19 protein-coding genes are annotated in these 22,758 nt (G+C 65.4%); 9 read left to right on the top strand and 10 right to left on the bottom strand.

Annotated elements, in window-relative coordinates; all coding sequences use genetic code 11:
- Nucleotides 1-113 precede the first annotated feature (113 nt).
- Nucleotides 114-1,412 carry an aspartate aminotransferase family protein gene (locus tag BraRD5C2_RS00560; protein ID WP_223966094.1) on the top strand — a complete coding sequence of 433 codons (1,299 nt, stop codon included), beginning with the start codon at nucleotides 114-116 and terminating at the stop codon, nucleotides 1,410-1,412.
- Between the two features lies 1 nt (nucleotide 1,413).
- Here the strand turns inward: BraRD5C2_RS00560 and BraRD5C2_RS00565 are convergent, their stop codons facing one another.
- From BraRD5C2_RS00565 to BraRD5C2_RS00585, 5 genes are all read right to left on the bottom strand, one after another.
- Nucleotides 1,414-2,196 carry a TIGR02186 family protein gene (locus BraRD5C2_RS00565; RefSeq protein WP_223966095.1) on the bottom strand — a complete coding sequence of 261 codons (783 nt, stop codon included), beginning with the start codon at nucleotides 2,194-2,196 and terminating at the stop codon, nucleotides 1,414-1,416.
- Nucleotides 2,193-3,122, bottom strand: coding sequence for a sulfite exporter TauE/SafE family protein (locus BraRD5C2_RS00570; protein WP_176528822.1), 930 nt, complete (start codon nucleotides 3,120-3,122; stop codon nucleotides 2,193-2,195). Before BraRD5C2_RS00570 ends, BraRD5C2_RS00565 begins: the two co-directional genes overlap by 4 nt.
- A 267-nt stretch (nucleotides 3,123-3,389) precedes the next feature.
- The gene (locus BraRD5C2_RS00575; RefSeq protein ID WP_223966096.1) at nucleotides 3,390-4,247 is read right to left on the bottom strand and encodes a COG3904 family protein; all 858 of its coding nucleotides are present in this window, start codon (nucleotides 4,245-4,247) and stop codon (nucleotides 3,390-3,392) included.
- Between the two features lie 123 nt (nucleotides 4,248-4,370).
- Nucleotides 4,371-7,919 carry a tetratricopeptide repeat protein gene (locus tag BraRD5C2_RS00580; RefSeq protein WP_223966097.1) on the bottom strand — a complete coding sequence of 1,183 codons (3,549 nt, stop codon included), beginning with the start codon at nucleotides 7,917-7,919 and terminating at the stop codon, nucleotides 4,371-4,373.
- Between the two features lie 278 nt (nucleotides 7,920-8,197).
- A complete protein-coding gene (locus BraRD5C2_RS00585; protein WP_223966099.1) occupies nucleotides 8,198-8,785 on the bottom strand; it encodes a PadR family transcriptional regulator in 588 nt (195 codons plus the stop codon).
- A 162-nt stretch (nucleotides 8,786-8,947) separates the two neighbouring features.
- On the opposite strand from BraRD5C2_RS00585, the gene BraRD5C2_RS00590 reads away from it, so the two are divergent.
- The 4 genes from BraRD5C2_RS00590 to BraRD5C2_RS00605 all read left to right on the top strand — a co-directional run bounded on the left by BraRD5C2_RS00590 (nucleotide 8,948) and on the right by BraRD5C2_RS00605 (nucleotide 14,953).
- Complete coding sequence (locus tag BraRD5C2_RS00590; RefSeq protein WP_223966101.1) at nucleotides 8,948-9,364, top strand: nuclear transport factor 2 family protein; 417 nt, start codon at nucleotides 8,948-8,950, stop codon at nucleotides 9,362-9,364.
- 108 nt (nucleotides 9,365-9,472) lie between these two features.
- On the top strand, nucleotides 9,473-11,260 hold the full coding sequence (locus tag BraRD5C2_RS00595) for an acyl-CoA dehydrogenase C-terminal domain-containing protein (RefSeq protein WP_223966103.1): 1,788 nt from the start codon (nucleotides 9,473-9,475) through the stop codon (nucleotides 11,258-11,260).
- 134 nt (nucleotides 11,261-11,394) lie between these two features.
- Complete coding sequence (locus BraRD5C2_RS00600; RefSeq protein WP_223966105.1) at nucleotides 11,395-12,603, top strand: acetyl-CoA C-acetyltransferase; 1,209 nt, start codon at nucleotides 11,395-11,397, stop codon at nucleotides 12,601-12,603.
- 136 nt (nucleotides 12,604-12,739) lie between these two features.
- Complete coding sequence (locus BraRD5C2_RS00605; protein WP_223966107.1) at nucleotides 12,740-14,953, top strand: 3-hydroxyacyl-CoA dehydrogenase NAD-binding domain-containing protein; 2,214 nt, start codon at nucleotides 12,740-12,742, stop codon at nucleotides 14,951-14,953.
- Nucleotides 14,954-15,273: 320 nt separating this feature from the next.
- On the opposite strand, the gene BraRD5C2_RS00610 is transcribed toward BraRD5C2_RS00605, so the two are convergent.
- From BraRD5C2_RS00610 to gstA, 3 genes are all read right to left on the bottom strand, one after another.
- Nucleotides 15,274-15,525, bottom strand: coding sequence for a hypothetical protein (locus BraRD5C2_RS00610; RefSeq protein WP_223966108.1), 252 nt, complete (start codon nucleotides 15,523-15,525; stop codon nucleotides 15,274-15,276).
- A gap of 226 nt (nucleotides 15,526-15,751) precedes the next feature.
- Nucleotides 15,752-16,060 carry a hypothetical protein gene (locus BraRD5C2_RS00615; RefSeq protein ID WP_223966109.1) on the bottom strand — a complete coding sequence of 103 codons (309 nt, stop codon included), beginning with the start codon at nucleotides 16,058-16,060 and terminating at the stop codon, nucleotides 15,752-15,754.
- A 21-nt stretch (nucleotides 16,061-16,081) separates the two neighbouring features.
- Complete coding sequence (gstA, locus tag BraRD5C2_RS00620; protein ID WP_223966110.1) at nucleotides 16,082-16,699, bottom strand: glutathione transferase GstA; 618 nt, start codon at nucleotides 16,697-16,699, stop codon at nucleotides 16,082-16,084.
- 130 nt (nucleotides 16,700-16,829) lie between these two features.
- On the opposite strand from gstA, the gene BraRD5C2_RS00625 reads away from it, so the two are divergent.
- The 3 genes from BraRD5C2_RS00625 (at nucleotide 16,830) to BraRD5C2_RS00635 (ending at nucleotide 19,516) form a co-directional block, all read left to right on the top strand.
- Nucleotides 16,830-17,354 (top strand): MarR family winged helix-turn-helix transcriptional regulator, encoded by a 525-nt coding sequence (locus tag BraRD5C2_RS00625; RefSeq protein ID WP_223966111.1) that lies wholly within the window; start codon nucleotides 16,830-16,832, stop codon nucleotides 17,352-17,354.
- Between the two features lie 93 nt (nucleotides 17,355-17,447).
- Nucleotides 17,448-18,818 carry a glutamate--cysteine ligase gene (locus BraRD5C2_RS00630; protein ID WP_223966112.1) on the top strand — a complete coding sequence of 457 codons (1,371 nt, stop codon included), beginning with the start codon at nucleotides 17,448-17,450 and terminating at the stop codon, nucleotides 18,816-18,818.
- Between the two features lie 143 nt (nucleotides 18,819-18,961).
- On the top strand, nucleotides 18,962-19,516 hold the full coding sequence (locus tag BraRD5C2_RS00635; RefSeq protein WP_374707938.1) for a PAN domain-containing protein: 555 nt from the start codon (nucleotides 18,962-18,964) through the stop codon (nucleotides 19,514-19,516).
- Between the two features lie 60 nt (nucleotides 19,517-19,576).
- Here BraRD5C2_RS00635 and BraRD5C2_RS00640 read toward each other — a convergent pair whose 3' ends face one another.
- A complete protein-coding gene (locus BraRD5C2_RS00640) occupies nucleotides 19,577-20,944 on the bottom strand; it encodes a sensor histidine kinase (RefSeq protein ID WP_223966114.1) in 1,368 nt (455 codons plus the stop codon).
- Nucleotides 20,941-21,621 (bottom strand): response regulator transcription factor, encoded by a 681-nt coding sequence (locus BraRD5C2_RS00645; protein WP_223966115.1) that lies wholly within the window; start codon nucleotides 21,619-21,621, stop codon nucleotides 20,941-20,943. The genes BraRD5C2_RS00640 and BraRD5C2_RS00645 overlap by 4 nt, the downstream gene beginning before the upstream one ends.
- Nucleotides 21,622-21,755: 134 nt before the next feature.
- On the opposite strand from BraRD5C2_RS00645, the gene BraRD5C2_RS00650 reads away from it, so the two are divergent.
- Nucleotides 21,756-22,754, top strand: coding sequence for a MipA/OmpV family protein (locus BraRD5C2_RS00650; protein WP_223966116.1), 999 nt, complete (start codon nucleotides 21,756-21,758; stop codon nucleotides 22,752-22,754).
- The last annotated feature ends 4 nt before the right edge of the window (nucleotides 22,755-22,758 follow it).

Genomic DNA, 22,758 nt, shown 5'->3' on the forward strand with positions numbered 1-22,758 from the left:
TGCAGAGTAAGGGGCGAAATGCATCTCAAATCGCAATGTATTTGCGGTGTCTCGCGCATAAGATGCCCTGTGAGGGCCTTTCATCGCGGCGACACAGCAGCAAGGGAACGGGCATGGCCGGAAATGACGACAAATCCTTCTGGGATCGCGCGCGGCGTCACCTCATCCGCTATGGCGGGACGTTCGCGCCTGTGATCATCGAGCGCGCTTCCGGATCCTTCGTCTACGACGCCGACGGCCGCGCCATCCTGGATTTCACGTCCGGGCAGATGAGCGCGGTGCTTGGCCACGGCCACCCGGAGATCGTCAAGACCATCGGCGAGCACGCCGAACGGCTCGACCATCTGTTCAGCGGCATGCTGACGCGCCCGGTCGTCGCGCTCGCCGAACAGCTCGCGGAGCTTTTGCCGCCGGGGCTCGATCGCGTCATGCTGCTGAGCACGGGGGCTGAGTCGAACGAGGCCGCCATCAAGATGGCCAAGCTCGCCACCGGCGGCTTCGAGACCGTTGCGTTCGCGCAGTCCTGGCACGGCATGACATCGGGTGCCGCCGGGGCGACCTATTCGGCCGGCCGCAAGGGCTATGGTCCGGCGCCGGTCGGCTCGCTCGCGATCCCGACGCCGAACCCCTATCGGCCCCGCTTCGGCAATGCGGCCGATTGGCGGGCGGAACTGGCCTACGCCTTCGATCTCGTCGATCGCCAATCGACCGGCGCGCTCGCCTGCATGATCGCCGAGCCGATCCTGAGCTCCGGCGGGCTGATCGATCTGCCGGAAGGCTACCTCGCCGCGCTGAAGGAATTGTGCCGCGCGCGCGGCATGCTGCTGATCGTCGATGAGGCGCAGACCGGCCTCGGGCGAACCGGCGCCATGTTCGCCTTCGAGCGCGATCAAGTCGCGCCTGACATCCTGACCCTGTCGAAGACGCTCGGCGCGGGGCTGCCATTGGCTGCGGTCATCACATCAGCCGAAATCGAGGAGCGCTGTCACGAACGCGGTTTCCTGTTCTACACGACGCATGTGTCGGACCCGATGCCGGCCGCGGTCGGCCTGAAGGTCATCGAGATCATCCTCCGCGATCGGCTGGTCGAGCGCGCCGGGATCGCCGGCGCACGGCTGAGGGATGGGCTCCTCGCCCTGCAGAACCGGTTCGAATGCATCGGTGACGTGCGCGGACGGGGGCTGATGCAGGGCATCGAGATCGTGCGCGACCGCTTCAGCAAGGAACCTGACGAAGCGCTTGGTACGCGTGTGTCGCAGCGCTGCCTGGAGTTTGGACTGAGCACCAACATCGTGCAATTGCCCGGCATGGGCAGCGTGTTCCGCATTGCGCCGCCACTGACGATCAGCGATGACGAGATCGATCTTGGTCTCTCGATCCTGAACGATGCATTCGCGAGCGCGGCGGGCTAGATCAATCCTTGCGGAACACGATCGAGGCCATCCAGCCGGTCATCAGCGCCATGAACGCGGTGACGAGGCCGTAGACGAGGCCGTTCTGCCGCGCGGTGGTGGCGACGAACTGCTCGAAGCCCACCTTGACGATCTCGAAGGCGGTCTCGGTCTTGGTCACCAGCGCGCCGTCGGAAAACAGCTTGATCTCGACATTGTAGGTCCCGATCGGCACCTCCGCCGGCAGCGGAATGCCGGTGCGGAACAAGGTCGGGGTCAGGAACGTCACCGCCGACGTCGCCTCGCGGTACAGCCCGTGTTCGGAGCGCAGCCGGACGAAGGCGCTGCGGAACGGATCGTTCGGCACCACGTCGGCAAAGTCGGGCCCGACCCGCTGCATCAGCAGCACGTTGTTGAGCCCGAGCTGCTGCCGCCGCTGTACCTCCGGCGAGGCAATCTGCTCGAACGGGCGATTGGAGAACAGTGCGAGATAGCCCGGCACCTGCAGGAACTGCCGCGAGTCGGTGTTGATCCAGATCCCGAATTTGCGTTCCTTGCGCCGCGTCACCATGTCGGCACGCGGGCCCGACACCGTGACGACGAGGTCGTAATTGCCGCGACTGGATGGCGTCTTGTCGTCCTTCTCGACCGAGCCGAACAGCACGAGCTCGCCGCCGGAATAGTTCGGCGTCACCGTGACGCGGTGGTTGGAGACCGACACGATCAGCCGCTCGGCACGCGCCGGTACCGCCGCCAGGCTGGCGACGACGAGGCCCATGATCGCAAGCGACGCGCGCAGCCTCATGGCGGGGCCCCGCCGGTTTCGCGGATGCTGAACAGGTCCTGCGGCCGGATCACCAGCTCGACCGCAAAGCGGATGCCGACCGCGAGCACGAGGAGGCCGAGCAGCAGGCGCAGATGCTCGCCGCGGATCTTCTGGCCGGCGCGGGCGCCGAACTGCGCGCCGGTGACGCCGCCGATCATCAGGATCAGCGCCAGCACGGCGTCGACCAGATGGTTCGTCACGGCGTGCAGCATGGTCGCGAATACCATGGTGACGAGGGTGAGCACCATCGAGGTGCCGATCACGGTCGAGGTCGGCACCCGCAGCACATAGATCATCAGCGGCACCAGGATGAAGCCGCCGCCGATTCCCATCACCGCGCCGATGAAGCCGATCACGAGCCCGACCACGACGACCGGGATGACCGAGAGGTAGATCTTGGAGCGCTTGAAGCGCAGCTTCAGCGGCAGGCCGTGGATCCAGCCATGGCTGCCGGGCTTGCGCAGCGTGACCGGGCCGCCGCGCCGGGAACGGAGCATCGCGCGCAGGCCTTCCCAGAACATCAGCCCGCCGACCGTGGTCAGCAGGATGACGTAGGACAGCGCGATCATCAGGTCGAGCTGGCCGAGCGAGCGCAGGAAGGTGAAGGTCCACACGCCGAGCGCAGTGCCGATCGTGCCGCCGACCAGCAGCACCGCCGCCAGCAGCGGGTCGATCGCGCGCCGGCGCCAATAGGAGATCGCGCCGGAGAACGAGGAGGCCGCGATGTGGCTCGCCACCGAGGCCACCGCGACCGCGGGCGCGATGCCGACGAAGATCAAGAGCGGCGTCATCAGGAAGCCGCCGCCGATCCCGAACATGCCGGAGACGAAGCCAACCGCCGCGCCCATCGCCAGGATGAGGAAGACATTGACCGGAATGTCGGCGATCGGGAGGTAGAGCTGCACGCGCGTCGCTTCTTGTCGGTTCGCCACATGCTGGGGCGCAAGGCCGCATCACGGCGTGATGTCGTTCTGGTCGGGCATTCTCCGGCTGAACGAATCCGGTCGGCGCGCAAGAAGCAGGCGAACGCGGGTCGATTGCCGCGTTCTTGCATAACCGAAATCGGCGAGGGGAGGGACTAAAGATTCCGCCTCGGGTGGCATTTTTCGCCGCACGTGGCCGCTCGGCTTCGGACGTGGTTGATAATTCAGATTAATGACGCCCGTGCTGGCTCAGGGCCGCTCGACCGGCTTGGTGATCAGGTTCAGCGCAAGCGCTTCCTTCGGGCTCAACCAGCGGATATCCGAGGTCTGCGACATCGCTTCCACGATCCCGGAGGCGACGCCCATCTTGGTCATGTAGCCCAGCACCATACCCTGGATGCGTTGTGCCTCCGCGAGGGGATCGCTGACCGGTGCGCTGGTCGTGAAGCGATGCACGCCGAGCCGCGAGCCCGCGATGCCATAGCGGGTCTGGCCGCCGGCATAGACCAGGACGCAGGCGCTCGCGCAGGCAGAAGGGCGGAGCTTGCCCGATGCGTCTGACGTGGCGACCGCGGTGACGAGCCCATGTGAGCGGATGACCTCGCCCATGATCGCCGCCTGGTTCAGCGCACCGCCCTGCGACGACAGCAGCACGGCATCACCAGGTGCGAGACGCGCCTCGCTCAGCCGGTCGCGGAACCAGCTCGCGCTGGCCGAGCCGATCTTGCCGCTGATCGCAAGCGCACGCCGGCCGTGGCCCGAACCGTCGATGTCGACATCAGGAATCACAGCCGAATTCATGCTCGCCGCGATATAGGTCTCGCGCCAGAAGTCCCAGGCGCCCGGCTTCGACAGGTCGCGATAGGCCTGAATGGCGACGCTCGACAGCAGCAGCACGAAGATGATGACCGACCAGAGCGAGAACCGGAAGGTGCGGGGCGGCGATGCCGCGTTCCCTTGCGGAGGCGGAGCAGACGGCGGAGGAGAAGACGGAGGCTTGGGAGGCGCGGCAAACGGCGACGGCCTCTCGCGCGGCGGCGCGACGCGGGGTCCGGTCGGCGACGAACGATGGCCCGTTCCATCATCCTGACGATCGTCGACAGACAAGCCTGCCCTCCGGAACGCGTGCGCCATTGGCGCTGGGATATGCGCCTGTCTACACGGCGGAAGGGCGGAGGGCTAGGACAGCGGCGCCGTCAAGGCGCCGCAGCTACTTTCAAATAGGTGAGATCAGTGTGCGGCCAGCGCCGCGGTCCGCTTCGACGGTGGCTTGACGGACTTCGCCGCCGCGGGCTGCACGGGCGCTCCGTCCCAGCCGCCAGCCGGGGCCGGCACGTTGACCGCATCGCTCGGCTGCGGCTCGGGGGTAAAGGTCTGGATCGCAAGCTTCGCTGCGGCCAGCGACTGCGGATCGAGCCGCTTGGCGATATCGTCGCGCTTGTGGCCGGCGTCGGCGTCGCCCTGCGCGGCCGCGAGGCTGAACCACTTGAACGACTCGGCGAGGTTCTGTTCGACCCCGATGCCGCGGGCATAGAGGATGCCGAGGTTGACCTGGCTGTCGGCGACGCCGCGATCGCCGGCCTTGCGGAACCACTGCGCGGCGCTCTTGTAATCGGCGCCCTTGCCGCCGCCATCGGCGTCGAGCACGGCGAGGTTATGCATCGCCTTGGCGTTGCCACGCTCCGCAGCCTGCACGTAATAGCGCCGTGCGACATCGAAGTCGCGCTTCACGCTGAGGCCCTTCTCGTAGAAGGTGCCGAGCCGGAACATCGCGGGCACCACGCCGGCCTGCGCCGCGCGGCCATACCATTTGGCGGCTTCGTCGACATTGGCGGGCACGCCCTTGCCTTCGGCAAAGCGGACGCCGACCTCATAGGCCGCGGCCGCATCGCCCTTGATCGCAGCCGTGCGCAGCGCGGGACCGCCGATCGCGTCGGGCAGCTTCTCGCCCGCCGGAATTTGGACCATGGCAAGCTTGCCGCCGAGCGGCGGCGCGGTCGGAATCGTGCCGGTGATATCGCTGGCGGCGGCGACCGGTGCCGCAGCCGGCTCAGGCGCCGCGGCGGGCGCGGGAGCCTGCGGGATCGTTACCTGCGCGCTGTCGAGCGTGTTCGGCGCCGCCGTGTTGTTGGACTGGCGGCCGAGCGGTGTCGGCGAGGTCATCGACGGTCCGGGCACTGACGGCCCGGGTGCACTGGACGGCGCAGGGGCAACGGAATTCTCGGCGGGCGGCTGCACGGGCGGCGCTGCCGGTTGGCTGTGCTCGATCGCCGGCGCCTGCGGCGCGGAGCTGGTATCGAGCAGGTTCATCGCCATCTTGGCAGTCGAGAGCAGGATTACGACCACGCTCGCGCCGACCAGCAGCGAGCGGATCTTGGAGGTGATGGTCGAAGGCTGGGCTTCGGCAGCGCCAGTCGCCGCCGCACCAGTCGCGGGCGCGCCGGCCTTGCCGGCGGCGGCCTTCGCGGCCTTGTCGGCCTTCTCCTTGGCCTTGGCGGCAGCCTTGCTCGCTGCCCGCGCGGCCTTGTCGTTGACGGGTTGCGCGGCGGCGGCCTGCGCGGCACGGCGCGCGGCGGCGATGAAGCTCGAGGTCGAGACCGGCTCCTTCTTGCCGGCGGGAAGATCAGAGATCGCACGCTCGGAATCGGCGATCCGCTCCGACGGCGACGACGCGCGGCCCGACGGGCGGGTACCCGGCTCGAGCGGATGATCCGGCGGCAGTTCCGGTGCGATCGCAGCGCGCGCGGAGGCGGCATGCGGCTCCAGGATCTCGCTGATCGCGCGCGGCGGCAGCGGCGGCGGTGCGGTCTCGACCGGCTGCGCGGCATGGAATTCGCGCGGCGCCGACATGAAGTGCTCCTGCGCGAGCGCAGGATTGGGCAATTCGGGCCGGTACGAATCAGGCCTGTATGCTTCAGACTTGTATGATTCAGGCTGCGCGGTCGGCTGCGGCATCTCCATCCGCGGCGCTTCCATCCGCGGTTCGGCATAAGCAGGGGCGGGCGGAGCCGGCGGCGCGGTGCGGACCGTGCGCAGATCGTTCTCGATCATCGCCAACCGATCGACGACATGGCCGAGCGTGTTGTGAACGGTCTCGAGCGAGTCCTGGGTGCGGCGATCGGTCTCCGACTGGCTGAAGCGGATGTCGGACAGCTCGCGCTTCACCAGGTCGACGATGCCGCTGTCCATCATCGGCTGCGGCGCGGCGGTGTTGCGGGTGGCGTCGGCGAGCGAGGCGAGATGGGCGTGCTGCGCCTCGAGGTGCCGCATGATGTCATGCAGCCCTTCCTCGACCCGGCCGAGATTGCCGGAGCGCTGGTCGGCGGACTCCAGGCGCTCGAGCAGATACGAGACGCGCTGCTCGAGATGGGTGAACGCCGACGAGCTGTCGTTGCCGACCTGCATGCGGTCGATCCGCTCCGACAGCGAGCGCAGCGCGCCTTCGATAGCGTCGGTATTGTCGTAGCCGGCGACCGGCCGCTCGCGGGTCTCCAGCGTCGAGGCCAATGCGGCGATGCGCTGCTCGATTCCGGCGAAGGCATCGACGTGGGACTCGGCGCGCGACATCTGCGACAGCTGGTCGACCTTCGCGGCGAGCGCATGCACGTCACCGGAGAGCTGCAATAGCGCGTCGTTGGAGGCGACATTGGAGACGATGGCGCGCAGCGCGGCGATCGCGCTCTCGAGCTGATGCACCGTCGACGGATCGTCGTTGGCGCGCAGGATCATGTCGAGCTTGCCGCCGAGATTGCGGATCGCTTCGTCATAGCCGGTGAGCTGCTCGGCGGGCGTCAGCGTGCGCAGCGCCTCGCGGATTTCCGACAGCGCGCGCTCGATGCCGGTGATCACCTGGCCTTGACCGTTGCTGCTGTCCTGGCGGATCTCGTCGATCCGGTGATGCAGCGAGCGGATCTCGTTCTCGATCGATTCGATCGCGCGGCGTGGCATCGCCTCGGTGATCGCCTGGCGGATTTCGGCAAGCTCGCCGCGGAAGGCCGCGATCGATTGCTCTATATGGTCGGGCCGCTGCAGCGCCTCGATCTGGCTCGTGATCTTGAGCAAATGCCGCTCGAGCGAGGAGAAATCGGGCCCGGCCGGCGCAGCCGGCGGCGGCGGCGCATAGGCGGCCATCGGCGGCGCCGATTGCTGCATCGGGGGCGCACTGCGCGGCGGCATCTGCCGTGCTGCTGATGCGTCGAGCTCGTTCTGGCGCGCGGCGATCTCCGCGATCGCGGAATCGAACGACGCCGGGCTGAGCGGCGGCGAGGGGCGATAGACCTGGGCTGCGGCGCGCTCGACCGCTTCCGCCTGGCGAAGCCTCTCTTCCAGTTGCCGGTCCTGCATCTGCGGCTCCCGCTGCATCTGCGCTTCACGCATCGGCTGGGGCTGCGGCTCGCGCGCCGGCTGCGGTCGCGAAATCTGCGACAGCCGCGCATCGAGGCGCGAAATCGCGTCGTTCAGCTGCCGTGCGACGGCGGGCTGGCCGCGCGGTACTTCGGCGCGCACGGCTTCGGCGCGTGTCATTGGCTTTGCGATCTGTTCGATCTGGCGGGTGATCGCGTCGAGCCGCTGATGGATGTCGGCGACCTCGCGGCTTTCCCGGCTCGGCATCGGCTGCCGTTGCTCGGGCGCCGTGCGCCAATCCGGCGGGCTCGGCTCGCCGACGGTGGAATTCAGCCAGTCGTTCAGCGACATGCCGGCGCGGCGCGCAGCCGCCTCGGCCCTGTCGCGGACGGAGGGATCGATGCCGTCAACACTCCACGATACGCGCGAATTCATGATTCCGTCCGGTCCCGACTCCGGCGCTACACCCTGCGCCCGCAGCCTCCCCGCGCATTCCCGTTAAGAGACAATCGAATTCTGCGCTGGTCGTCTGCTTCAGCTGCTGACTTTTTCCCGTCACGGTAAATAACGGGTTAAGGAATGCGGCCGGCGGGCCTTAAAGTTAGGGATTCCGGGAACCTGTTGCGCCGGATCAGGACACGCCTATCGCATTCCGGCAGAGCGGATTCCGCGTCACATGTCGGTACGCGCACAGCATGACCTGAGATTTGTTTCTAGCCGTTGCCTTCGCGCTTGCCGTCGTCGAGCGGCAGCACATTCCTGCGGCCGGACATCGCCGACAGCGCGTCGAGCGCTTCCTCGCACCACTCCACCACCATGCGCTCATGGCGCATGCCGAGGCGCAGGCTGAGCATCTTGCCGACATCGGCGGGCGGCGCGGCGCCGTCGGGAAATCGCTTGTTGAGCAGGCGCTCGTAACGCTCATAGCGGTCGCGGTGATGCTCCAGCCGCGCCATCAGGTCGGTGCGCAGCGGCTCGATGTCGACGCAGTCGAGCGCGTAGAGCCGGACCAGCAGGTCGTCCTTGATGGAGGGCGGAACGCTCGGCCGCGCCGCCCAGTGTTTCAGCGCCGCGCGGCCCTCGGCCGTCAGGGTGTAGACCAGCTTGTTGGGCTTGCCGGACTGCACCACCTCGCGGCCCTGGACATGGCCCTTGTCGCGCAGCCGGGAGAGCTCGCGGTAGATCTGCTGATGGTCGGCCTTCCAGAAGAAGCCGATCGAGGCGTCGAACGTCTTGGCGAGCTCATAGCCCGTCATCGGACGTTCCGTGAGGCATGCGAGGATTGCGTCACCGAGTGCCAACGCCCACCTCCATCTCAGTTCCCAGGAAGGCCATTCTGAAGTTCGCTTGACTTTATGCGTTACTGTGCATATGCGTCAATATGCATATGGTGATCGGCGTGCCGCCTTGTCGCGCGCGGCCGATGTTCAGGCCTCTCAACCCCTGCCGCAGGAGACGTCCGAATGAGCAAGCCGGGCCTCGACAAGTGGTACGCCTACATGAAGTCCCACGACACCGCCGCGCTGTGGGATCTGCTGCATCCCGACGCGGTGTTCGAAAGCCCGGCCGTGCACACGCCGCAGCGCGGCCGCGACATCACCTTCAAATATCTGACCAGCGCCGCCAAGGTGCTCGGCGGCCCGACCTTCAAATATCTCGGCGAGTGGCGCAACGACACCGGCGCGGTGCTCGAGTTCGAGAACGAGATCGACGGCATCAAGCTGAACGGCGTCGACATCATCACGTTCGACGGTGACGGCCGGATCACGCATTTCAAGGTGATGGTGCGCCCGCTCAAGGCGATCAACCTGCTGCATCAGATGATGGGCGAGGAGTTGATGAAGCAGAGCGGCGCAACGTCGCAATCACAGTCTCGCTAGGACCTGCCGCGGACCTCCGGAACCGGATAAGGTCCGCTCCAACAAACCCAAGGACGAACTGCGCAGCATCGGTCGCGCGTGCGACCGCGAGCCAGCCGGGAGATCAGCATGCCGACCTACAAAGCCCCCGTCGAAGACGTCAGCTTCCTGTTGAACGACGTTTTCCAGATCGATCGTTATGGCAATCTTCCCGGCTTCACCGATGCGTCGGCCGATGTACGCGAGGCGATCCTCGGCGAAGCCGCCAAGCTCAGCGAGGAAGTGTTGCAGCCGCTCAATCGCACAGGCGATCTCGAAGGCTGCAAGCGCAATGACGACGGCAGCGTCACCACCCCGAAGGGCTTCAAGGACGCCTTCAAGCAGGTCGCCGAAGGCGGCTGGCTCGGCCTGTCGGCGCCGACCGAATTCGGCGGCCAGGGCCTGCCGGTGACGCTCTCGCAGGCGGTCAACGAATTCCAGATCTCCGCCAACATGGCGTTCTCGATGTATGGCGGGCTGACCATGGGCGCGACCGCGGCACTGCTGGTGCACGGCACCCCCGAGCAGAAAAAGACCTATGTGCCGAAGATGATCGCCGGCGAGTGGACCGGCACCATGAACCTGACCGAGCCGCAGTGCGGCACCGATCTCGGCCTGCTGCGCACCAAGGCGGTGCGCCAAGCCGACGGCAGCTTCAAGATCACGGGCACCAAGATCTTCATCTCCGCCGGCGAGCATGACCTCACTGAGAACATCATCCATCTGGTGCTGGCGCGCATCGAAGGCGCGCCGGCCGGCATCAAGGGCGTTTCGCTCTTTGTTGTGCCCAAGGTGCTGGTCAATGCCGACGGCTCGCTCGGCCAGCGCAACGGCGTCACCTGCGGCTCGATCGAGCACAAGATGGGCATCCACGGCAATTCCACCTGTGTGATGAACTACGATAACGCCACCGGCTGGCTGATCGGCGAAGAGAACAAGGGCATGCAGGGCATGTTCGTGATGATGAACGAAGCCCGCCTCGGCGTCGCGGTGCAGGGCCTCGCGCAGTCCGAGGTCGCCTATCAGAACGCGGTCGCCTATGCGCGCGAGCGCCTGCAGGGCCGTTCGCTGACCGGCGTCAAGGCGGCTGACAAGCCGGCCGATCCGATCATCGTGCATCCCGACGTCCGTCGCACGCTGCTCACCATCCGCGCCTTCAACGAGGCGGCACGCGCCATGGTGGTGTGGACCGCGCTGAAGAGCGACGTCGCGCACCGCTCCCAGGACCCGAAGGATCGTCAGGCCGCCGACGATCACATGGGGCTGATGACGCCGGTGCTGAAGGGCGTTCTGACCGACACGGGATTTGCCAACACGGTCTCCGCGCAGCAGATGTTCGGCGGCCACGGCTATATCGCCGAGCACGGCATGGAGCAGTTCGTGCGCGATGCCCGTATCGCGATGATCTATGAGGGCGCCAACGGCATCCAGGCGCTCGACCTGGTCGGCCGCAAGCTGCCGCGCGACGGCGGCCGTGCCGCGATGGCATTCTTCGGCGAGGTCGCGGCCTTCGCCAAGGAGCATGGCAGCGATGAGGCGATGAAGCCGTTCATCACCCCGCTCTCCACCGCGCTCGGCCATCTGCAGCAGGCCACCGGCTGGCTGATGCAGAACGCGCTGACCAAGCCCGACAATGCCGGCGCCGCCGCGACCGACTTCATGAAATTGTTCGGCCTCGTCGCGCTCGGCTACATGTGGGCGAAGATGGCCAAGGTGGCGCAGGACAAGGCCGCGGCCGGCGCGACGCCCTATCTCAACACCAAGCTCGTGACCGGCCGCTTCTTCATGGAAAGGCTGCTGCCGGAGACCGCCGTGCATCTGGCCCGGATCCAGAGCGGCAGCGCCACCACGATGGAATTGGCCGCGGAAGCGTTCTGAAGCGTTTTCCAGCGAAGTGGATACCGGTTCGCGTGAAGAAAACGCAAACAAGAAAGCCTTGAAAATTGCCGCCGCACCCGTGCGGCGGCTCATCCTTCCGTATATATTATGATCCTCATATCAAGGAGGGCGTCATGCCTGAGGCATACATCTACGATCACGTTCGTACCCCGCGCGGCCGCGGCAAGGCCGATGGCGCACTCCACGAGGTCACCGCGCTGGCGCTCGCCACGGTGCCGCTGAAGTCGCTCAAGGAGCGCAACAATCTGCCCGAAAACTCCGTCGACGACGTCGTGCTCGGTGTGGTCGATCCGGTCGGCGAGGCCGGAAGCGACATCGCCCGCTTTGCCGCGCTCAAGGCCGGTCTCGGCGAGAAGGTGCCGGGCGTGCAGATCAGCCGCTTCTGCGCCTCCGGCCTCGATGCCGTGAACTTCGCCGCGGCCCAGATCATGAGCGGCCAGCATGAGCTCGTGATCGGCGGCGGCGCGGAATCGATGAGCCGCGTCGGCATCGGCGCCTCCGGCGGCGCCTGGCCGATGGATCCCTCGATGGCGGTGCCGGCCTATTTCATGCCGCAGGGCATCTCGGCCGACCTGATCGCGACCAAATACGGTTTTTCGCGCGATGACGTCGATGCCTACGCCGTGCAGAGCCAGCAGCGCGCGGCCAAGTCGTGGGATGAGGGCCGCTTCAACAAGTCGGTGGTGCCGGTCAAGGACATCAACGGCCTGACCATCCTCGCCAAGGACGAGCACATGCGCCCGACCACGACGATGCAGTCGCTGGCGCAGCTGCAGCCGTCCTTCGCGGCGATGGCGGCGATGGCCGGCTTCGACGCGGTGGCGATCCAGTCGCACCCCGAGGTCGAGAAGGTCAACTACGTGCATCATGCCGGCAATTCCTCCGGTATCGTCGACGGCGCCGGCGCGGTGCTGCTCGGCAGCAAGGAGGCGGGGGCGAAACACGGCCTGAAGCCGCGGGCAAAAATCCGCGCGTTCGCCAATATCGGCTCGGAGCCCGCGATGATGCTGACCGGCCCGGTCGACGTCACCGAGAAGCTGTTCGAGCGCTCCGGCATGAACAAGTCGGACATCGACCTGTTCGAGCTCAACGAGGCCTTCGCCTCGGTGGTGCTACGCTACATCCAGGCGTTCGACATCGACAACGCCAAGATCAACGTCAATGGCGGCGCTATCGCGCTCGGTCATCCGCTCGGGGCGACAGGCGCGATGATCCTCGGCACCGTGCTCGACGAGCTCGAGCGCACCAACAAGCAAACGGCACTGGTGACGCTGTGCATCGGCGGCGGCATGGGCACCGCCACCATCATCGAGCGCGTGTAACCGAGCAGACAGCGTCATCCTGAGGTGCGAGGGCGAAGCCCGAGCCTCGAAGGATGGATAAATTCACCGGGTCATCCTTCGAGGGCCTCGCAAGAGCGAGGCCACCTCAGGATGACGGAGAGATGGGAACCGCAACATGGCTTACAAGAATTTCAAGTTCGACGTTGACGCCGACGGCATTGCGCTGGTCACCTGGGATATCCCCGATCGTTCGATGAACGTGTTCGACGAGGTCTCGACGCAGGAGATCGGCGAGATCATCAAGCAGACGACCAGCGATGCCGCGATCAAGGGCGTCGTGATCACCTCGGCCAAGGAGGCGTTCTGCGCCGGCGCCGACCTCTCGATGCTCGAGGGCATGAACCGCAGCTACGCGCAGCTCTTCAAGGAGAAGGGCGAGGAAGCCGCGAACCAGATGCTGTTCGAGCAGAGCCGCCAGATGTCGCAGTCGTTCCGCGCGATCGAAACCTCGGGCAAACCGTGGGTCGCCGCGATCAACGGCCTCGCGCTCGGCGGCGGCTTCGAGATCACGCTGGCCTGCCACTACCGCGTCGCGGCTGAGAACCCCAAGACCCGGCTCGGCCTGCCCGAGATCAAGGTCGGCCTGTTCCCCGGCGCCGGCGGCACCCAGCGCGTGCCGCGCCTGGTGTCGCCGCAGGACGCGATGCAATTGCTGCTCAAGGGCGAGGCGGTCAATCTGACCCGCGCCAAGGCGCTCAATCTGATTCACGCCGTGGTGCCCGCGGCTGACCTGATCAAGGCCGCGAAGGACTGGATCAAGGGCGGCGGCAAGGCCGTCGCGCCGTGGGACGAGAAGGGCTTCAAGCTGCCCGGCGGCCCCGTCTTCTCCAAGATGGGCATGCAGATGTTCCCGGCCGGCAACGCGATCTATCGCCGCGAGACCTACGACAACTACCCGGCCGCGCGCGCCATCATGAGCTGCGTCTATGAGGGGCTGCAGTTGCCGATCGACGCCGCGCTGCGGGTCGAGTCGCGCTACTTCACGCAGATCCTGCGCTCGAAAGAAGCGGCGGCGATGATCCGCTCGCTGTTCCTGTCGATGCAGGAGCTGAACAAGGGCGCGCGCCGCCCGGCAGGCGTGCCGCCGACCAAGGTCAAGAAGCTCGCCGTGATCGGCGCCGGCTTCATGGGCGCCAGCGTCGGCTATGTCTCGGCGCAGGCCGGCATCGACGTCGTGCTGGTCGATCGCGATCAGGACAGCGCCGACAAGGGCAAGGGCCACGCCAAGACTGTGGTCGACGGCCTGGTCGCGAAGGGCCGGATGAAGCAGGAGGCGGGCGACGCCATCCTGGCACGTATCTCGGCCACGGCGGATTACAATGTGATCTCGGATTGCGACCTCGTCATCGAGGCGGTGTTCGAGGACCGCAAGGTCAAGGCCGACACCTATGCCAAGGCGCAGCCGCTGCTGAAGTCGGGCGCGATCTTCGCCTCCAACACCTCGACCCTGCCGATCAACTCGCTGGCCGAGGAATTCAAGGATCAGGGCAAGTTCATCGGCATCCACTTCTTCTCGCCGGTCGAGAAGATGATGCTGGTCGAAATCATCCTGGGCAAGAACACCGGCGACGTCGCGCTGGCGACCGCGCTCGACTATGTGCGCGCGATCGGCAAGACGCCCATCGTTGTGAACGACTCGAGGGGTTTCTTCGCCAACCGCTGCGTGATGCGCTACATCTCCGAGGGCAACGAGATGCTGCTCGAAGGCGTGCCGCCGGCGATGATCGAGAACACCGCCAAGATGGCCGGCATGCCGGTCGGGCCGCTGTCGCTGCAGGACGAGGTCGCGCTCGATCTCGGCCTGAAGATCACCAAGGCGACCGAGGCCGATCTCGGCCCCAACGCGATCGACCAGGCGCAGAAGAAGCTGATGGTCGAGATGGTCGAGAAGCAAGGCCGCTTCGGCCGCAAGAACGGCAAGGGCTTCTACGATTATCCCGAGAAGGGCAAGGGTCAGAAGAGCCTGTGGCCGGGACTGGCCAATCTGCAGCCCAAGCAGCTCGATCCCGATACGCTTAGCGTCGAGGAATTGAAGCAGCGCTTCCTGGTGGTGCAGGCGGTGGAAGCCGCGCGTACCGTCGAGGATCACGTCATCACCGAGGTGCGCGAGGCGGATGTCGGCTCGATCCTCGGCTTCGGCTTCGCGCCGTTCACCGGCGGTGCGCTGTCCTACATTGACTTCATGGGCACCAAGAAGTTCGTCGCGCTCTGCCACGCCTTCGAGAAGAAGTACGGCTCGCGCTTCACGCCGCCGAAGCTGCTCGAGGAGATGGCTGCCAAGGGCGAGACCTTCTACGGCCGCTTCCCGCCGAAGAAGCAGGCGGCGTAAGCGCCGTTACGTTCTGAGCCAAATCGCGCAGGATCAAGCCGGTCATCGATCCGACTTGATCCTGTTGCGTGACGGTCACGGCGGTCAAAGTCCCGCCACGCTTGCTCCCCACTGACACCACGCTGCTGGCATCACCCTTGCTCGTCGATCGCCAGGATGATCGAAGACGACGATCAGGGTTGGGGTGTCCTGCAATGCGTTCTGTGCTCAAGGAAGGTGCCGCCGAGGTCACGGGCAAGCAGTCCTTCTCGCTCTCACCGCTGCGACGAGGGAATCCGCTGCGCTTGCGGGGCAAGGGCCCTTCCTGGGCCGGCCTGCTGCTACTCGTTCTGGCCGTGGACCTTGTGCTCGCGGCGGCCGCGTGGAATGCCGTCGATCTCTTCCGCCATTGAGGCGTGATTATCCGGCGAGAGCACGGCGCCGGCGAGATAGGCGATCTGGTTGAACGCGAGGCAGGCGACGACGATCGGGGCGCCGGTGGCAAATGCATAGCCGTCGGACTGGAGCACGATTGCCGCCGGCACCGCGATCAGCGGCGACACCAGCATCAAGGTCCAAACCCGAAAATACAAACTGATTGCCAGCCCGACGAACGTGCTGGTCAACAAAAGCGTAAAGGCGACCGTCACATTTTTAGACCAGTTGGAGCGGAGGGCGCGCCGCAGGTCATAGTCGGTCAGTTGGATCGCTCGAACAAGGACAGCAACGCCCTCAGTCAGAAGTACACCGACTTAATCTTAACCTGTAGAATGCGGATTAAATTGATTTGTTCCAGCGCGTGCCGAAAGTTTGTGCCGCTCATTTCTCCCTGGAGGCGCGATGCACCTGGTCGGCCAGCGCAAGACCGCCGAGGAACTCGGTCTGACCTGATCGATATCTTGCGGCGCAATATGAGTCTCCACGATCAGATTGTCCTTCGAGGGAAGTTGCGGCACCCCGGCCGTCGCGTTCGCGACATGGCGAAGGCGCCGCTACGCGGAAGACGACAAACTGCTGAAAATTGTAGGTCAGGGACCGGCCGGAGATCGACTTGCCGCACGGCGATGCCGTGACCTCGTCGATCGCGCGCAGAAAAAAGGGCCGGATCTTGATCCGGCCCTTCCACATCTCATAAGCTGGCTCGAAAGCTCAGGCTGCCTTCAGCAGGCCTTCCTTCTTCAGCGCTTCCTGCACCTTCGGGCGCGACGCGACGCGGGCCTTGTAGGCCGTCACATTCGGCAGGCCGGAGAAGTCGAAGCCAAGGCGGTCTTGCGCCCACATCATCATGGTGAACAGGTAGCCGTCGGCGACCGTGAACTGGTTGCCCATCAGATAGTCGCGCCCGGCGAGCTGGCTCTCGACATATTTGAACTTGCCCATGGCGCGATCCTTGAAGAACGCCTTGGCGTCGTCGGCGAGCACCGGCGAGAACATCGGGCCGAGATTCTTGTGCAGCTCGGTCGTGATGTAGTTCAGCCATTCGAGCAGCTTGTAGCGCTCATTGGAGTCCCGCGCCGGTGCCAGCTTCCGGTCGGCGACCCTGTCGGCGATCATCTGTATGATGATCGGCCCTTCGGTGACCATTTCGCCGGTATCCAGCGCCAGCGCGGGGACCTGGCCCTTCGGGTTCACAGCGAAGAAATCGTCGCCGTTTTCGAGCTTCTTGGCGCGCAGATCGACCTTGACCAGGTCGTAGGGCAGGCCAGCCTCGAGCAGAGCGATGTGGGGGGAGAGGGAGCAGGCACCGGGGGAGTAATAAAGCTTCATGGGGGTATTCCTTCCCTTGTTCTTGGCGTCCGGAGAGGGATTGCCTACATGCACCTGCATGAAATAGTCAAGATTGATGCAGATGCATTCAGTGCGGTACAGTGGGTTCCGGGACCTTATGGGCTAGACGATGAAACGCAAGCTATCGAGCGAGGCGACGGCCGCCTGGATCCGCCTGATGCGGGTGCCGAGCCGGGTGCTGGACTGCGTCGAGCAGGATTTGAAGAAGGCCGGCTTCCCGCCGCTCGCCTGGTATGACGCCTTGCTCGAGCTGTCGCGCGCGCCATCGGGCGAGCTGCGCCCGGTCGAGCTCGAGCGGCAGATGCTGATCCCGCAATATTCGACGTCGCGGCTGATCGACAAGCTGGTCGACGAGGGGCTTGCCGCCCGCCGCGAATGCAAGATCGACAAGCGCGGCCAGTTCGTCGAGATCACCGAAGCCGGTCGCGAGCTCCAGAAGAAGATGTGGAGCGCCTATTCCTCGGCGATCGACAAGCATGTCGGCTCGAAATTGTCCGATGCCGACGCGGCCAGGCTGTGTGGTCTGCTCGACCGTCTCGGCTGCTCCTGCGGCGACGCCAAGAGCGACGCCAAGGTCGATGCGAAGAGCGATACCAAGGCCGCGCCGCCGCGAGACGGCGTGCCAGCCCGATGATAGTCCTGATCCCATCATCCGCGGCCGTTGTGGCCCGCGGATGTCCCTGCCACCGCGCGCCTTCGATCGAAGCGCCCTTGAGTTGGATTTTCTATGGCGCGTGACCAGATCGACATGACGCCGCTGCAATCGCGCGACGAACTCGTGGCGTGGATTGAAGCCGGCGTGAAGCCCGAGTCCGAGTTCCGGATCGGCACCGAGCACGAGAAGACCCCGTTCACGCTCGAGGGTCGTCAGCCCGTGCCTTATGAAGGCGCGAAGGGCATCGGTGCGCTGCTCGAGGGCATGAAGCTCCTGCTCGGCTGGGAGCCGATCATGGAGCGCGGCAACATCATCGGGCTCTACGACGTCACCGGCGGCGGCGCGATTTCGCTCGAGCCGGGCGGCCAGTTCGAATTGTCGGGCGCGCCGGTCGAGACCGTGCATCAGACCCAGTCGGAGCTGATGGCGCATCTGGCGCAGGTGCGGGAGATCGCAACCCCACTCGGCATCGGCTTCCTCGGCCTCGGCATGACGCCGTCCTGGTCGCGCGAGCAAATCCCCGTGATGCCCAAGGGGCGCTACAAGATCATGAGAAACTACATGCCGAAGGTCGGCAAATACGGCCTCGACATGATGTTCCGGACCTGTACGGTCCAGACCAATCTCGACTTCTCCTCCGAAGCCGACATGGTGAAGAAGCTGCGGGTGTCGCTGGCATTGCAGCCGATCGCGACCGCCTTGTTCGCCAACTCGCCATTCACCGAAGGCAAGCCCAACGGCTTCCTGTCGTTCCGCTCCGAGATCTGGCGGGACACCGACAATGCGCGAAGCGGCATGATCCCGTTCGCGTTCGAGGACGGCATGGGCTTCGAGCGCTATGTCGACTACGCGCTCGACGTGCCGATGTATTTCGTCAAGCGCGGCGAGGAATATATCGACGTCTCCGGCTCGTCCTTCCGCGATTTCTTCGCCGGCAAGAACAAGATCCTCCCCGGCGAACGCCCGACCTTGTCGGACTGGGCCAATCATCTGTCGACGATCTTCCCCGAGGTGCGGCTGAAGCGTTACCTCGAAATGCGCGGCGCCGATGGTGTGCCGTGGGGCCGGCTGCCGGCACTGCCGGCATTCTGGGTCGGGCTGCTCTATGACAATGACAGCCTCGATGCCGCCTGGGACATCGTCAGGCACTGGACCGCACCGGAGCGGCAGGCGCTGCGCGATGACGTGCCGCGTTTCGGCTTCAAGTCGCGGATCAAGGACCGCTATCTGTTCGAGATCGCCAAGGAGTGTCTGATCCTGTCGCACGCCGGATTGCGGCGGCGTGGCCGGATCGATCATCTCGGACGCGACGAGAGCCGCTTCCTCGAACCGCTCGAGCGCATCATCGAGGCCGGCCGCTCGCCGGCGGAGGAGATGCTGGAGAAGTTCAACGGCCCGTGGAAGGGCTCGGTGGAACCGGCCTATCAGGAGTATGCCTTCTAATCCCCACTCGGCCTGAATTCGGGCCCGGAACGCGCGCGGACGGCGGTGGTGTCGCACCCGCCGTTCATCAGCCGTACAGGTTCATGGCGTTCAAATGACGCTCCGCGGAGTGCGCGGGGCTGTGCGAATTTGAAAGCAATGTCATGGGGATAGGTCGCCTCTTTAGGGCGTGGATGGTGATGTTCGCGGTTTTGGCGGCCGCTTTCGTCGCACGCCCGGTTTTGGCGCAGACCAATTTCGACCGTCCCGGCGGCGACTACCTGAACGCGCCGGTCTCGTCAGGCGATCCCGCCGATTGCGCGCTCACATGCGAGCGCGACCGCCGCTGCCGCGCCTGGAGCTTCAACTATCCGACTGATGCCAATAACGGCGCGGTGTGCTGGCTCAAGAACAGCGTGCCGGCGCGGGTGCAAGACGTCTGCTGCGTCTCCGGGGTGCGTGGCGCGGGCGTGGTCGAACCGCGCAACGGCGCCATCGAAACCTCGATCGATCGCCTCGGCGGTGACTACAAGAACTTCGAGCTGAAGAGCAGCGACGGCGACGAGGCCTGCCAAGCCGCCTGCACCGCCGACAACAAGTGCCGCGCCTGGACCTACGCCCGGCCCGGCTATGCCGGCCGCGACGCGCACTGCTTCCTGAAGAAAGAGATCAAGCCGCCGCGCCGCAAGGCGGGGTTCACCTCGGGCGTGGTGCGCTAGCGGCAAGGGCGGTTGACCGGCCTGATGATCGCCCATCCGATCCTCATCGACCGGCCGCCCTCAGCTTACCCCGGCCGCGCGCTGAATTGGCTTAGCCGACGCGGCCTCCGGAAAGCGAAGGCAAGCGGTCGTTCCCTGTCCACGGTTCGACGCAATGACAAGCTCACCGCCATGCGAGGCCATGATCTCCTGCACGATCGACAGGCCGAGGCCGGCGCTGTTCCTGGCCGTGCCGCCGGTCTGGAATGGCTCGATCAGTTTGCACTTCGAGCCCGGTGAGAGCCCGGCGCCGTCGTCGCTGATCGATACGCGGCCGCGGCCTAGGCTGGCCCTGATGCATCGGGCGCCCCGGGCGTGAATCAGCGCGTTGCCGACCAGGTTGGCCAGCGCGCTCCTGATGGCAGCTTCGACGCCCTGCACCATGGTGGCCGGTTCGTCGCTGTGCTCCAGCGAGAGTTCGATCCCGGCGTCCAAAGCCGACGGGCTGAAATCTGCCAGCACGTCGCGCGTCACGGTCGCAAGGTCGATCGGCCGCTTTTCGAGCGTCCCGTTTTGCAGCCGCGCTAGGTCCAGCATGGCCGAAACGAGCGATGTCAGCCGGCGGACATCGTGAATCAGCTCCACACGCAAGGCGGGATCGGCCACGTCCTCGACCCTGGCGCGCAGCAACGTCAGGGGGGTGCGGAGCTGATGGGCGGCATTGCCCAGGAACCGGCGCTGTGTCCGGATGTAGGCGTGGATTTCATCGAACGCGCGGTTCAGCGCCGTAGCCAGCGGCTTCAGTTCTGCGGGGACCCGATCGAGCGAAATCGATCCCTGCGGCGCGGCCGGATCGATCGCGAGGGCAAGCTTCGTCACCCGTTCGATGCTGCGCGCAACGAAGCGCACGGCGAGGAACACGCCGATCGCCACGATCAATACGTACCCCGCCGCGTAGAGGGAAATCTCGAACAGATTTTTCAAGATGAACCACATCGCGATCTGGTCAAGACGGACGTGGGCGTTTCCGATCATCATCACGAGTTCGGGGACGCGGCCGCTGTGCATGACGACCATGCAGAACGAGCTCTTCTGGTCGAGCGACTTGAGCATGGAAAGACCGCTCGGTCCGACAAAGGGCAGTGAAACCGGCAGCGGCGGCCTGCGTTCGCGCCCGAATTCGCTTGTCACATCGCCGTAAGCCACGACGTACCACAGGTACGGGCTTTGGGATTTCAGCTCTTCCAATCGGGCGGTGGGGCGGACTGTGAGCCTGTCGCCGGGGTTGATGTCGGTGGCGCGTCCAAGAACGTAGGCGGCCGCAAAGCAAGCGCTGCGTTCGGGCTCCTGCGCGATGAACAGCCAGAAGACGAGGCCGAGCGCGGCGACGAAGATCACGGCGGCGGCCATCCCGAGCGAGAGCGTCAATGTCCGTGCGATCGACGTCATCGGATATTTGCCATCCTCAGAATGTAGCCGATGCCCCGCATGCTGCGGATCTCGACATTGCTGCCAAGTTCGGACAGCCTCTTGCGAAGCCGAGACACTTGCGACTCGAGGGTGTTGGATTCGATCTCGTCGTCGAATCCGTAGATGGCCTCGATCAGTGCCTCGCGGGCGATGACGCGGTCGCGTCGCATCAAGAGCGCCTCGAGGATCAAGGCCTCGCGGCGCCGGAGCAGGACCGTGTGGCCGGCGACGGTCGCCTCGTTGGTGCCGATCTTCAGTTCGACATTGCCGAACGAAAGCATTGACAGCACGAAGACGCGGGGCCGCCGCAGCACGGCTCGCGCTCTCGCGACGAACTCCTGCGGCTCGAAGGGCTTGCCCAGATAGTCGTCGGCGCCGCCGTTCAGCCCGTCGATCACGTCTTCCTTGGCGTCCTTGGCGGTCAGCATGATGATGGCCGGCCTCTCCGGCAGTCGGCTCAGCGTCATGACGATACTGAGCGCATCGCCATCGGGCAGCATTCGGTCGACGATCGCCAGATCGTAATTGAAACTGCTGAGCGCATGCCTCGCATCCGTAACGGACTCGACGATGTCGATAACGCCGCCGAGCTGCCCGAGCAGCCGGTCGAGATAGGCGGCGATTTGCGGTTCGTCTTCGATCACGAGAAAGCGCACGGACCTTGCCTCGCATGTTCGGTCGATGATCTTGCAGGCGATTGTGTCGGCATCGCGCCAGCGATGGTTCAGCGCTCGCAGCACTTATCGGCAGGCGGCTTTGACAAGGCAAGCCACGAATCTTTTCGCGCTTCGTGGGCGCGCGCAGCGCGGCAATCTTCGGGCAATGTTCACAGGCCACCTACCCGCGACCATACGACAACGCTTCCCACAAGGCCCAGGTCAGAGGTTTTGAACATTCCGCCATGCGAGAGTTCTTCCGTTCTTGCGCGGCGAAGACCGCGCGTCGTGCAATCGTTGCTGTTGTTCCTGCCGCATTCGGCGTTGTCGCGGCCTTTCCCGGTCAGGCTGCCGCGCAAACCGCGTTCACGTTGCCGGCTCCGCCTTTTTCGGTCCCTTTCCTGCCCTCGGTCTCGGGCAACTGGATTGTGATGATTGGCGTGAGCGGGGCGTCCAGACCGGATTTCGAGGGTACAAACCACACCAAGTTCACCCCGGTCCCGATTTTTGCGATCCGTCGCCCCGGCACCGTCGACCAGTTTCGCAGCCCGCGCGACAACGCGAGCATCGCGATCGTCGACTTCGGTGATTTTCGGGCCGGCCCCGTCGGCAAGTTCGTGACGTCGCGAAAAGCGAGCAGGTACCCCGAGCTCAGCGGTCTTGCTGACGTCAACGCGGCCTTCGAGCTCGGCGGATTCGTCGAATACTTTCCGGTCGACTGGTTTCGTGTGCGCAACGAGACGCGCCAGGGCCTTGGCGGCCACCACGGCATCGTTTCCGACTTCTCGGCGGACTTCATCGTGCCGGTGTTTGGCGGCCTCACCGTTTCCGCCGGACCGCGCTTCACCTTGGAGACGGCCAAGGCGGTCTCACCCTATTTCAGCATCGATACCGTGCATGCGATGGCGACCGGGCTGCCGGTGTTTGACGCCAAAGGCGGGGCGCATTCGGTCGGTGTCGGCGCGCAGCTGTCGTATCGGATCAATCCGAAGTGGGAAGTTCATTCCTATGTCGAATATGATCGACTGCTCGGCGACGCCGCGAAGAGCCCGATCGTGACGGTCCGCGGCTCGACAAATCAGACCACGTTCGGCGTCGGCGCCTCCTATTCATTCGACGTCAAGGTTCAATGAGAGC

Source organism: Bradyrhizobium sp. RD5-C2, assembly GCF_019972155.1.
Taxonomy (GTDB): Bacteria; Pseudomonadota; Alphaproteobacteria; order Rhizobiales; family Xanthobacteraceae; genus Bradyrhizobium.